Origin of the sequence: Paraburkholderia sp. 32 (assembly GCF_050435345.1) — a bacterium.
In the GTDB taxonomy this organism is placed as follows: Bacteria; Pseudomonadota; Gammaproteobacteria; order Burkholderiales; family Burkholderiaceae; genus Paraburkholderia; species Paraburkholderia tuberum.
Genome location: NZ_JBNDKD010000003.1, coordinates 1,343,169 through 1,355,987, shown reverse-complemented (window position 1 = coordinate 1,355,987; position 12,819 = coordinate 1,343,169). Strand labels below are relative to the sequence as shown.

9 protein-coding genes and 1 pseudogene are annotated in these 12,819 nt (G+C 67.0%); 4 read left to right on the top strand and 6 right to left on the bottom strand.

All coding sequences use genetic code 11. The features are described 5' to 3' along the window. Positions 1-124: 124 nt before the first annotated feature. From OKW26_RS28850 to OKW26_RS28835, 4 genes are all read left to right on the top strand, one after another. The gene (locus tag OKW26_RS28850) at positions 125-787 is read left to right on the top strand and encodes a LutC/YkgG family protein (RefSeq protein ID WP_429355923.1); all 663 of its coding nucleotides are present in this window, start codon (positions 125-127) and stop codon (positions 785-787) included. A 139-nt stretch (positions 788-926) separates the two neighbouring features. Further along, positions 927-2,318: a sodium:proton antiporter gene (locus OKW26_RS28845; RefSeq protein ID WP_429357138.1), complete on the top strand. Its 1,392-nt coding sequence runs from the start codon at positions 927-929 to the stop codon at positions 2,316-2,318. Between the two features lie 48 nt (positions 2,319-2,366). Continuing rightward, a complete protein-coding gene (locus OKW26_RS28840; RefSeq protein WP_090801203.1) occupies positions 2,367-3,356 on the top strand; it encodes a 2-hydroxyacid dehydrogenase in 990 nt (329 codons plus the stop codon). Next, positions 3,353-4,801: a DNA recombination protein RmuC gene (locus OKW26_RS28835; protein WP_429355922.1), complete on the top strand. Its 1,449-nt coding sequence runs from the start codon at positions 3,353-3,355 to the stop codon at positions 4,799-4,801. The genes OKW26_RS28840 and OKW26_RS28835 overlap by 4 nt, the downstream gene beginning before the upstream one ends. 18 nt (positions 4,802-4,819) lie before the next feature. On the opposite strand, the gene OKW26_RS28830 is transcribed toward OKW26_RS28835, so the two are convergent. The 6 genes and pseudogenes from OKW26_RS28830 to OKW26_RS28805 form a co-directional block, all read right to left on the bottom strand. After that, entirely contained in the window at positions 4,820-5,302 is a 483-nt protein-coding gene (locus OKW26_RS28830) for an N-acetyltransferase family protein (RefSeq protein WP_429355921.1), read from the bottom strand. Further along, entirely contained in the window at positions 5,302-5,577 is a 276-nt protein-coding gene (locus OKW26_RS28825) for a hypothetical protein (protein ID WP_008923126.1), read from the bottom strand. The genes OKW26_RS28830 and OKW26_RS28825 overlap by 1 nt, the downstream gene beginning before the upstream one ends. Before the next feature lie 100 nt (positions 5,578-5,677). After that, complete coding sequence (moeA, locus tag OKW26_RS28820) at positions 5,678-6,994, bottom strand: molybdopterin molybdotransferase MoeA (RefSeq protein ID WP_429355920.1); 1,317 nt, start codon at positions 6,992-6,994, stop codon at positions 5,678-5,680. A gap of 61 nt (positions 6,995-7,055) precedes the next feature. Then, complete coding sequence (gene mobA / locus OKW26_RS28815) at positions 7,056-7,682, bottom strand: molybdenum cofactor guanylyltransferase MobA (protein WP_429355919.1); 627 nt, start codon at positions 7,680-7,682, stop codon at positions 7,056-7,058. Positions 7,683-7,693: 11 nt separating this feature from the next. Continuing rightward, positions 7,694-8,803, bottom strand: a complete 1,110-nt coding sequence (moaA, locus tag OKW26_RS28810; RefSeq protein ID WP_429355918.1) for a GTP 3',8-cyclase MoaA — start codon at positions 8,801-8,803, stop codon at positions 7,694-7,696. A 186-nt stretch (positions 8,804-8,989) separates the two neighbouring features. Then, positions 8,990-12,245, bottom strand: a pseudogene (locus OKW26_RS28805) (Rne/Rng family ribonuclease). Between the last annotated feature and the right edge of the window lie 574 nt (positions 12,246-12,819).

The following is a 12,819-nucleotide window of genomic DNA, read 5'->3' as shown; positions in this document are numbered from 1 at the left end:
CGGCGAACAGTGTCGCCGCGCGATCGACTGGCGGCAATATGCCGTTCGGCCAGGGTGTTCGCGCGGAGCGCGGCCGGTATAATCCTCGCCATATCGCACGGCCGTCGACACGAGGATTTCGCCCATGGACACATCGATTGCCCGCCGCAACATCCTGGCGCGCATCCGCGCCGCGCAAGGGCGCGAGCGCGAACCGAGCGCCGCCGAGCGCGAAGCTGCGGCGGACTATCTCGCGCGTCATCCGGCCGGCCCGCGTCCGGACATGCCCATCGATCTGCGCGCGCGCTTCATCGAGGAAGCGCAGAAAATGGCGAGTACTGTCGACACCGTTCAGACCTTCGCCGATGTACCCGCCGCCGCGCATCGCTATCTGACGCAACACGGTTTGCCGTTGCAGGCCATCGCGTGGCAAACGCTGCGCGATCTGCCGTGGGCCGCGGCCGGCCTCGCCGTCGAATATCGCAAACCGCAAGACAATGACGTGGTCGGTCTCACCGGCTGTTTCTGCGCGACCGCGGAGACCGGCACGCTCGTGTTGCTGTCCGGTCCCGAGACGTATGCGTCGGCGGGGCTGCTGCCGGAGACGCACATCGCGATCGTGCCGGGCTCGCGGATCGTCGCGGGTCATGAAGAGGCGTTCGACCTGATCCGCAAGGAACGCGGCGAGCTGCCGCGCGCGGTCAATTTCGTGTCAGGACCATCGCGCACCGGCGACATCGAGCAGACCATCGTGCTGGGCGCGCACGGCCCCTACCGGGTGCATGCGATCGTCGTGCAGGATGCTTGAACGCGTCGCGCGGCGGCGTGCCAGCGCATACGCGACACACGCGTTATCTGTCATGCGTGCGGTTGCAAGCCGTCGCGCGGCCTGTATCGGCATGAATTCGCAGGCCGGCCGCGCGGGCTGGTGGCTCGCCGTTGCGTCGATGCTTGCGCTGTGCTCGCCGTCCGTGCAGGCTGAGACGCTCCTCGACGGCGCGCGCTTGTCGGCGTTGTGGGGCTTGCCCTTCGCGGGTGTGCTGCTGTCGATCGCGATCCTTCCGCTGATCGCGCCAGCCCTCTGGCATCACCACTTCGGCAAGATCGCCGCGGCGTGGGCGCTCGCGTTCATCGTGCCGTTTGCCGGGAGCTTCGGCGCGAGCGCGGCGCTCGGCGCGCTCGCGCATGCCATGCTCGACGAGTACATCCCGTTCATCATTCTGCTGACCGCGCTCTATACCGTCGCGGGCGGCATCTGCGTGCGCGGCAACCTGCATGGCACACCGCGTCTGAACACCGCGATTCTCGCGCTCGGCACCTTGCTCGCGAGCGTGATGGGTACGACCGGCGCGGCGATGCTGCTGATCCGCCCGTTGCTGCGCGCAAACGACAATCGCCGCCACGTGACCCACGTGGTCGTGTTCTTCATCTTCCTCGTCGCGAACGTCGGTGGCGCGTTGTCGCCGCTCGGCGACCCGCCGCTGTTCCTCGGTTTTCTCGAAGGCGTGAGCTTTTTCTGGACCACTACGCATCTCGCGCCCCCGATGCTGTTCGTGAGCGGCATGCTGCTCGCCGCGTTCTATGCGCTCGACTCGTACTACTTTCACAAGCGCGAGGAGGTGCGTTCGGCTTTCCTCGATCCGACGCCCGACGGCGCGCCGCTCGGCATCGACGGCAAGATCAATTTCGTGCTGCTCGCCGCGCTGATCGCGTTCGTGCTGATGAGCGGACTGTGGCGCCCGCAAATCACATTCGACGTGCTCGGCACGCACGTCGCGTTGCAAAACATCGTGCGCGACGCCGCGCTGATCGTGGTCACGCTGCTATCGCTCGCGTGGACACCGCGCGCGGCCCGCGCGGGCAACGACTTCAAGTGGGCGCCGATCGAGGAAGTCGCCAAACTGTTCGCCGGCATCTTCGTGACGATCGTGCCGGTCATCATGATCCTGCGCGCGGGAGAAGCCGGCGCGTTCGCGGGCATCGTCCATCTGGTCAATGATCCGTCAGGCGAGCCGCGCGACATCATGTACTTCTGGGCGACCGGCCTGCTATCTTCGTTTCTCGACAACGCGCCGACCTACCTCGTGTTCTTCAACCTGGCCGGCGGCGATGCGCAGACCTTGATGACCACCGGCGCGACCACGCTCGCGGCGATTTCGGCCGGCGCCGTGTTCATGGGCGCGAACACCTACATCGGCAACGCGCCGAACTTCATGGTGAAGGCGATCGCGCAATCGCGCGGCGTGCGCATGCCGAGCTTTTTTGCGTATCTGGGCTGGTCCGGCGCGGTGCTGCTGCCGTTGTTCGCGCTGACCGGCTGGCTCTTTTTTGAACGCTGACTCTGCAACGCCGAGACAATCCCTCGACGTGCGATACGGAGACTTGCATTGCAGAAAATCCTCGTTGCCCGTTCGATCTTTCCCGACGTGATCGACCGGCTCAAGCAGTACTTCGACGTCGACTGGAACGAGGGCGACGTGTTGCCCGCCGACGAACTGAAGCGCCGTCTCGCGGACAAGGACGGCGCGCTGACGGCCGGCGAGATGATCGACGCGGGCGTGCTCGCCGCGGCGCCGCGTCTGCGCGTCGTGTCGAACATGGCGGTCGGCTACAACAACTTCGACATGGCCGCGTTCAACGCGGCGAACGTACTCGGCACCAACACGCCGGACGTGCTGAACGAATCGACCGCCGATTTCGGCTGGGCGCTGATGATGGCAGCCGCGCGCCGCATCGCCGAATCGGAGCACTGGCTGCGCGCCGGACATTGGCAGAAGTGGAGCTACGACGGCTTCCTCGGCAGCGACCTATACGGTTCGACGCTCGGCGTGATCGGCATGGGCCGCATCGGCCAGGCGCTCGCGCGGCGCGCGCAGGGCTTCAACATGCGGGTCATCTATCACAATCGCTCGCGCGTCGCGCCGCAAATCGAGGCCGAGCTGAACGCGGAGTACGTGTCGAAAGAGGATCTGCTGCGGCGCGCCGACCACGTCGTGCTGGTGCTGCCGTACAACAAAGGCAACCACCACACGATCGGCGCGGCCGAACTGGCGCTGATGAAGCCGAGCGCGACGCTCACCAACATCGCGCGCGGCGGCATCGTCGACGATGCGGCGTTGGCCGACGCGCTGCGTGACAGGCGCATCGCGGCGGCCGGTCTGGACGTGTTCGAAGGCGAGCCGCAACTACACCCGGCGCTGCTGAACGTGCCGAACGTCGTGCTGACGCCGCACATCGCGAGCGCGACCGAAACCACGCGCCGCGCCATGGCGAATCTCGCCGCGGACAACCTGATCGCCGGCCTCGGCGCAGGACCGCGCGCCGGTCAGCCGCCGAATCCGATCAACCCCGACGTGATCGGCAAGGCGCGTTCATGACAATGATTCTGGTGGCGGCCGTCGCGGTGCTGGCGGTTGCCCTCGTGATCGCACTGGCCTTGCTGCTACGCGGTCACGACCGCACGGAGCAGCGCGAACAGTTCGAGATGCTGAACGAACGCGTCGATGCCGTCGTCGACGCGCAGGCGCATACCGCCGAGCGGCTCGAGCGGCAACTGCGCAACGACATCGCCGAGACCGCGCGCGTGTCGCGCACCGAGCAAAGCGGCGGCTTCGCGCATTTTCAGCAGACGCTCGCCGCGCAGTTCAGCAGCATGACGACGGTGCAGGGCGGCAAGATCGACGGCTTCGCGCAACAGCTCGACGCCGTGCGTCACAGCCTGCAGGCACAGGCGCAGCAGGCGCGCGACGAGCAGGGCCGCTCGCTGAAGCAGTTCGGCGACACGCTGAGCCTGCAACTCGGGCAACTAACCGAGGCGAACGACCGACGCTTCGCCGAAGTGCGCGCGACGATCGAGCAGCGTCTGAAGGACATCGAGGCGAACAACGCGACGCGGCTCGAGGAAATGCGCCGCACCGTGGACGAAAAACTGCACGCAACGCTTGAGCAGCGTCTCGGCGAGTCGTTCAAGCTCGTGTCCGACCGGCTCGAACAGGTGCATCGCGGTCTCGGTGAAATGCAGACGCTGGCGGCCGGCGTCGGCGATCTGAAGCGCGTGCTGACCAACGTGAAGACGCGCGGCACGTGGGGCGAAGTGCAGCTCGAAGCCTTGCTCGAACAATTGCTGACCGCCGATCAATACGCGAAGAACGTCGCGACGGTGCCGAAAAGCGCCGATCGCGTGGAGTTCGCGATTCGTCTGCCGGGGCGGCAGGAGCCCGGCGGCGCGAATACGCCGGTATGGCTGCCGATCGACGCCAAATTCCCGCGCGAGGACTACGAGCGGCTGATCGAAGCGCAGGAGCGCGCCGATCCGGTCGCGGTCGAGGAAGCATCGCGCGCGCTCGAAGTGCGAATTCGCGCGGAGGCGCGCACGATCGCGGAGAAGTACGTGGCGCCGCCGCATACGACCGACTTCGCGCTGCTGTTCCTGCCGACCGAAGGCCTGTACGCGGAAGTGCTGCGCCGACCGGGGCTCACGGATCTGCTGCAGCGGGACTATCGCGTGACGATTGCGGGGCCGACCACGCTGACCGCGTTGCTCAATAGTCTGCAGATGGGTTTCCGCACGCTCGCGATCGAAAAGCGTTCGAGCGAGGTGTGGCAGGTACTCGGCGCGGTGAAGACGGAGTTCGGCAAATTCGGCGACGTGCTCGCGAAGACCAAGGCGCAGCTCGAAACCGTCACGCGTTCGATCGAGGCCGCGGAAACGCGCACGCGCATGATGAACCGCAAGCTGCGCGACGTCGAGGCGTTACCGGGCGACGAGGCGAGCGGGTTGCTCGACGATGCGCTGTCGGGTGTGGAGCCTGATGAGCAATGAGGGGCGAGGCGCTGGAATTCACGCCCTTGCAGCCAGCCGCGCCAGCGCATCGCCCGTCACGCGCATGACGCGCCAGTCCGGCAACACCGCCGCCCCCATCTTCTGATAGAAGCTGATCGCCGGCTGATTCCAGTCGAGCACGGTCCACTCGAAGCGCACGCATTGCCGCTCCACCGCCAGCGCCGCGACGTGTCGCAGAAGCGCGGTGCCGAGCCCGCTGCCCCGCTGCGCGGGCTGCACGTAGACGTCTTCGAGATAGAGCCCGCGGCGGCCCGCGAAGCTCGAAAAATTGTGGAAGAACAGTGCATAGCCCACGATGCTCCCCGCGTCTTCGGCAACCAGCGCTTCGATCGACGGCCGCGCGCCGAACAGCGCGTCGCGCAGGCTATGTTCCGTCGCGACGAAGATGTGCGTGAGGTTCTCGAACTGCGCGAGTTCGTAGGTGAGCGCGAAGCTCGCGCCGGTATCCGCGGGCTTGGCGGCGCGGATCGTCGCGGGCATTACGCTTCTTCCGGCGCGTCGGCCAGATGGATTTCGATACCACCGAAGCGCGACGCGACCCAGTTGTAGGCGTGGCACGCGATCCACAACAGCACGAAGCCGAGGATCGCGTTCAGCAGCAGCGCGCTGAACACCGTGCTCAGCTCGACCGAGCCATATCGCACGAACGCGACCACCACGCCGAGCAGCACGATCGGCACCGAGAACGTCAGATACACGAGGATCAGCGCTTTGGCCGTCTGTCCCGGTGCGATGAACGAGATCTGTTTTTTCATGTAAGTCAAACCCGTGTGTCGTAGTAGTGATAGTGGGTGGCGTGTCGATGAAGTGCTGCTGTGGTGCCGATGTCGTGCGATCGATGCGCTGCCTGGAACGTCAGATGAGACCGTCGAACAGCATGATCGACACGCGATCGCCGACGTCGATGTCGCCCTCGTCGTGGCCGAGCACGATGAAGCAGTTCGCTTCGCTCATCGAGCTCAGCACGCCTGAGCTTTGCGACCCGGTCGGGCTCACGTGCCAGTATCCGTGCGCGTCCTGTTCGGCGATGCCGCGCTGGAATTCGGTGCGGCCCGCGCGCTTGCCCACCGCCACGCGGCTCGTCGCGTGAATCACCGGCGGCGGCCGCGGCGTCGCGCCGGCCATCAGCAGCAGCGCTTCGCGCACGATCTGATAGAACGTCACCATCACGGCGACCGGGTTGCCTGGCAGGCCGAAGAATAGCGCAGGTTTGCCGAGCCCGGGCTTTTCGCCGGACCACAGGCGGCCGAACGCGAGCGGCCGGCCGGGACGCATCGCGAGACTCCAGAAGGCGACGTCGCCGAAGGTCTGTAGCAACTGCTTCGTGAAGTCCGCTTCGCCCACCGACACGCCGCCCGAAGTCAGCACCACGTCGGCGTTGGCCGCGGCACTGCGCAGCGCGGCTTCGAGCGCGGCCGGCTCGTCACGCACGACGCCGAGATCGAGCGCGTCGATGTTCAGGTGCCGCAGCATCGCAAACAGCGTGTAGCGGTTGCTGTCGTAGACCGAGTCCGCGTCGAGCGGTTCGCCGAGCGAGCGCAGTTCGTCGCCGGTCGAAAAGAACGCGACGCGCAAACGCCGCCGCACGCTGACTTCGCCAATGCCGAGCGACGCGAGCAGGCCGAGGTCCGACGCGCGCACGATGCGGCCGGCATGCAGCGCGACGTGGCCGCGCGCGAGGTCTTCGCCGGCGCGGCGGCGGTTCGCACCCGCCGCCGCCGCGCTGGCGGCGAAGCGGATCGACGTGGAATCCGCACCGTCGCGCTCCACCTGTTCCTGCGGCACGACGGTGTCGCAACCGGCAGGCATGCAGGCGCCCGTCATCACGCGCACGCACTGGTTCGCCGCGACGCGGCCCGCGAACGGATGACCGGCGAGCGCCTTGCCGGCGACCGTCAGCTCGACGCTGTCCGCGCCGCCTCGCATAGCGGCCGCGAGCGCCGCGTGATTGAACGCGTAGCCGTCCATCGCGGAGTTGTCGTGCGCGGGCACGTCGATCGGCGACACGATGTCGGCGGCTAGCACGCGGTCGAGTGCATCGCGCAACGCCAGGCGCTCGACGGCCGCGACCGGCGTCGCCCACTGCCGGACGATCGCCTGAGCGGCCGGGACGGGTAGCGCATGAGGATCGTACTGCGCGACGCAGCGGGAAAAGTCGTTGAGCGTGGTCATGAATGGCTGGGCGTCGCGACCGGTGATGGGCGCGGCTGTTGCCGTGCGGCCGGAGCGGATGTCAGCCGGGGCCCCGATTGCGTTCGAGGTCGGCGAGTTCTTGTAACGAGTTGGCATTGTAGAACGCGCGCTCGTCGGCAAAGACGACTTCGACCGTCTTGTGGCGCGCGTACCACGCGCGGACCTTGCGCTCGCCGGAGGCCAAAAATCCGGCCAGGTCGTCCGCGACGGCGGTGCGCATCAGCGCGAATACCGGGTGCAGGGAGGTTTCTCCACCGGTGTCGACGGTAGCGACCGTTGCGATGTCGGCGTGGTTCGCGTCGAGCGCATCCGCGAGGCGCGCGGCGAGGTCGGCCGGTAGCCACGGCGAATCGCAGGGCGCGCTCAGCAGGTACACCGTGCCGGCGGCGCGCAGTCCGGCGAGCATGCCGGCGAGCGGGCCGGGAAAGTCGGGGAGGGTGTCGGCGACGAGCGTTGCGCGATATGGCGCGCCGAGCGCCGCATAGGTATCGGGATGGCGGTTCGCGCTGATCATCAGAGGGCCGGTCTGCGGCGCGAGGCGCCGCAGCACGTGAGCGGCGAGCGGTTCGCCGTGCAGCGGCTGCAACCCCTTGTCGACGCCGCCCATGCGCGTGCCGCGCCCGCCCGCGAGCACGAGGCCAGTGATCTGTTCGCGGGGGATGGACATGCGTCGGCCGCTCAGCCGCCGATGTAGGACATTTCCACGCGACGCTTGGCCGGCTCGCCCTGATCGGCCGGCTGGCTGCCGCGCAGCTGCGAGTAGCGGTCGCCGCGGCCCTGCCAGATTTCGGCGATGGCGGTGGCGATCCCGGCATCGCTCGCACCGCCGCGCAACAGCGCGCGCAGGTCATGTCCGGTCGATGCGAACAGGCACAGGTATAGCTTGCCCTCGGTCGACAAACGCGCGCGCGTGCAATTGCCGCAGAACGCGCGGGTGACGCTCGAAATGACGCCGATCTCGCCGCCGCCGTCGACATAACCCCAGCGTTGCGCAGTTTCGGCGGCGCTGTGCGCTTCGAGCGGCACCAGCGGGAAATGCTCGGCGATGCGCGTGACGACCTCGGCGGAAGGCAGCACTTCGGTCATGTTCCAGCCGTTCGAGGTGCCGACGTCCATGTACTCGATGAAGCGCAGCACCGCGCCCGTGCCTTTGAAATGACGCGCCATGGGGACGATTTCGCCGTCGTTGGTACCGCGTTTGACGACCATGTTGACTTTGACCGGCGCGAGCCCGGCCGCTTGCGCGGCGGCGATGCCATCGAGCACGTCGGCGACCGCGAAGTCGGCGTCGTTCATGCGGCGGAACAGCGCGTCGTCGAGCGCATCGAGGCTGACGGTCACGCGCGTGAGGCCGGCGTCCTTCAGGCTGCGCGCCTTGCGCGCGAGCAGCGAGCCGTTGGTGGTCAGCGTGAGATCGAGCGGACGGCCCGCAGGCGTGGTCAACCGGGCGAGCCGGTCGACCAGGAATTCGAGGTTTTTGCGCAGTAGCGGCTCGCCGCCGGTCAGGCGAATTTTCTCGACGCCATGCGCGACGAACAACTGCCCGAGCCGCTCGATCTCCTCGAAACTCAACAACGCGCTGTGCGGCAGGAAAGCGTAGTCCTTGTCGAACACTGCGCGCGGCATGCAATACACGCAGCGGAAGTTGCAGCGGTCCGTCACGGAGATGCGCAGATCGTGCAGCGGACGCGCGAGCGCATCGTGCAGCACGCCGCTAGGTGTCTGCACTGGGCCGGTGATGACCGGCGCCGCGCTGAGATCGGCAACAGGGATGATGCGTCGTGACATGAAATGCTTCGTCAGGTGCTTTAACGGACGGGGATGATTTGATTCTATCGGAAATGCCGGTGGCGGCAGATGCGCGACGGACGTTGTCGGGGTATACGGGGAGCGGCGCGGCTCGCGGCGACAAATGATCGCCTAAAGAAAAAGCCCGCCGGAAAGGGCGGGCTTTTTCACGAACAACGACGCGGCTTACTGCGGATGCTTGATCGTTTCGACCTGTTGCATCGGCGCGTGGTCGTCTGGCGGCAGCGCCTTGCGCTCACGGATCACGCGCGGCGGCTTGACCGTCTGCGCCGCCGCTTCCTGCGCGGCACGCAGCTTGTCGGCGTCGGTGTTCACCCAGATCAGGCCAGCCTGCTCGAGGATCGGCTGCAAGGCGTCGGCCGACGCGGCGGCGGGGGCTGCGCTGCGGACGAGGGCCGGCTGCGGGGCCGCGGCGACGGGCGCCGGTTCGACCACGGCCGGTTCCGTTGCGACGACCGGTTGCGGCTCGACGATTTCGGCCTGCGGTGCCGGCACGGCTGCGGGTGCCTCGACGATCGTGGCCGGAGCCGCGGTGTCGAGCGCAGCCGGGACGGCTCGCGGTTCGGTCGGGACGGTCGGCTGCACTTCCATGGCCGGTTCGACTGCCGGGGATTCGGCATGCGCGGCGGATTCGACCGAAGCGGCCGGCGTAACCGGTTCGCTCGCGGCCGACGCGGCTTGCTCTGCCTGCGCTGGCGCTTCGATAGCCGGCTCCGCCGCCACGGGTTCGATCGACGCCGCCGGGGCCTCTTCCACCGGCACGACCTTTTCGGTCTTCGCGGCATTTTCCGCGGCGAGAGCCGGCGTTTCGGCTGCCGCATGCAGTTCGGCCACGACGGCGCTTTCCGTTGCGACAGCGGCGACCACCACTTCGACCGGGGTCACTTCCTTCGCTTCGCTCGCTGCAGGCGTGTGCTCGACCGGCTGCTGGGTGCGCACCGGCGCTTCGTCGCTGGCGGCAACGTTGTCGCCTTCTGCTTCCGCGACATCCGCCGCGAGATTGCCATTCACGTCCTCTTCACGCTCGCGACGACCACCACGACGGCCGCGGCGACGACGACGACGCTCTTCGCCGTCACGTGCGATTGTTTCCTGATCGACCGGCACGCCGTTTTCACCCGCTGCGGCGCGGTTGCGCGCCAGTTCGTCGGCAGCTTGCGTGTCGGTTTGCGTCAGCGCCGAGGCGGCTTCCGCCTGCGGCTTGCGACGCTCGCCACGCTCGACGCGTTCAGCGCGCTCGCCACGCTCGCGACGCTCACCGCGTGCTGTGCCTTCGACGGCTTCCGCGCGCTCGGCGCCGCGGGTGTCGCGTTCGCGAGCCTCGCGCGGCTCACGCGGTTCACGCGGTTCACGCGGTTCACGCGGCTCGCGAGCCTCACGCAGTTCACGGCCTTCACGGGCCTCACGCGGTTCGCGTTGCTCACGCGGCGCGCGCGGTTCGCGGCCCTCGCGTGCCTCGCGGCCTTCGCGTTCCTCGCGACGCGGCGACGGCTGCTGACCTTGCGCCTGACGGCCGCCGGTCACGCCTTCGCCACGCGCTGCCGCGTCGCGACCGCCTGCGCCGCCACGGCGATTGCGGTTGCGATCGCCGCCGCGCTCGCCGGTGCGCTCACCGCGCTCGGTGCGCTCGCCGCGTTGCGGACGGGCCTGCTTGTCGGTGGTGGCCGGCGCGGCGGGCGCCGGAGCAGCCGGCTGCATGCCGAACAGATTCTTCAGCCAGCCGATGAAGCCGCCACTGGCCGGCGTCACCGCGACCGGAGCGGGGATAGCCGCCGGGCGGGCCGGCGCGCTCGGAGCCGGCTTCTCGGGCGTGATGCCCTTGACCGCCGCTTCCTGCTTCGGCTTCACTTCCTCAGCGCGCTTGCTGTAGCCGGTTTCCGATTCGAGTTCGCGGGCCGCTTCTTCGGCCATCTTCCACGATGCGCGCGGCTCGTCGAGGCGCGCGTCGTCGTGACGCAGACGCTCGAGCTTGTAGTGCGGCGTGTCGAGGTGCTTGTTCGGGATCAGCACGACGTTGACCTTGAAACGCGACTCGATCTTGTTGATTTCGGCGCGCTTCTCGTTCAACAGGAAGGCGGTCACTTCGACCGGCACCTGGCAGTGGATCGCCGCGGTGTTTTCCTTCATCGCTTCTTCCTGAATGATCCGCAGCACTTGCAGCGCGGACGATTCGGTATCGCGAATGTGGCCCGTGCCGTTACAACGCGGACACGTGACGTGGCTGCCTTCCGACAGCGCCGGACGCAGACGCTGACGCGACAGCTCCATGAGGCCGAAGCGCGAGATCTTGCCCATCTGGACGCGGGCGCGGTCGTGCTTGAGCGCGTCTTTCAGGCGCTGTTCGACTTCGCGCTGGCTCTTGGCCGATTCCATGTCGATGAAGTCGATCACGATCAGGCCGCCCAGGTCGCGCAGACGCAGCTGGCGAGCGACTTCGTCGGCGGCTTCGAGGTTCGTGCGCGCGGCCGTTTCCTCGATGTCCGCGCCCTTGGTGGCGCGCGCCGAGTTCACGTCGATCGCGACGAGCGCTTCGGTGTGATCGATGACGATCGCGCCGCCCGACGGCAGCGGCACGGTGCGCGAGTACGCGGTTTCGATCTGGTGCTCGATCTGGAAGCGCGAGAAGAGCGGCACGTCGTCGTGGTAGCGCTTTACCTTTGCCGACGTTGTCCGGCATCACGATGTCCATGAAGGCGCGGGCCTGGTCGTGGATTTCGGTCGTGTCGATCAGGATTTCGCCGATATCGGGCTGGAAGTAGTCGCGAATCGCGCGGATCACGAGGCTCGATTCGAGATAGATCAGCATCGGCTGGCCGGCCGTGCCACTTTGCGACGCGGCTTCGATTGCGCGCCACAGCTGCATCAGGTAGTTCAGGTCCCACTGCAGCTCTTCGGCGCTGCGGCCGATGCCGGCCGTGCGCGCGATGATGCTCATGCCTTCCGGCAGTTGCAGCTGCGCCATGGTTTCGCGCAGTTCCTGACGGTCGTCGCCTTCGATCCGGCGCGACACGCCGCCGCCGCGCGGGTTGTTCGGCATCAGCACCAGATAGCGGCCGGCGAGCGAGATGAACGTGGTCAGGGCTGCGCCCTTGTTGCCGCGTTCTTCCTTTTCGACCTGGACGATCAGTTCCTGACCTTCCTTCAGTGCGTCCTGGATGCGTGCGGAACGCATGTCGACGCCATCGCGGAAGTACTGGCGGGCGACTTCCTTGAACGGCAGGAAGCCGTGACGGTCTTCGCCGTAGTTGACGAAGCAGGCCTCGAGCGACGGCTCGATGCGCGTGATGATGCCCTTGTAAATATTGCCTTTGCGCTGTTCGCGACCGGCGGTTTCGATATCGATATCGATGAGTTTTTGCCCATCGACGATGGCGACGCGCAGCTCTTCCTGCTGCGTCGCATTGAACAACATTCGTTTCATTGAACGGCTCCAGAGCGGCCTCGCCGGCCCAGCTGCTCGGTTGTCAGTCGCGAGAGCGGGGAGAGTAGGCGTGCCGCGCCTTATTGTGTTTTCACAAACACGCTGGAGCGGGAAAGATGGCGGGAGAATTGCCTGAGAGGGCCCAGCCCGATAAAAAACGGGCACGGTGCCGCAGGGCACATGCGAACACGGCTTCAAATCATGGCCTGACACGCCGCGTTTAGCCAGCAGACCTTCATAAGTCTTCGCCCTCTGAAGCCGGCGCGCCAAATGGGCGCGCGAGCGAAGGGCCGAAGTCCGCGGTCATGCCGCAACGGGAAGTTCGCGCAGGCGGCGCGTCTTTTCCTGCTGGGGGTGTCTCGCCTTCTTTTGACGTCGCCAAGTCTTGTACTTTCTACAAGACGCCTTGGGCGCACGCCGTATTTTCGCGACTTGCAGCTTCGTCCAGCTGGGCGTCATACCACCCGGATCACGAAGCTGAAAGCTAAATTCTTTTTTACCAAAATTCCGTTACCGTCGAAGCCGACCTTGACCGAACGCGCCTGCGGGCGCCGTCCCTGCCGGGTGCTGACTT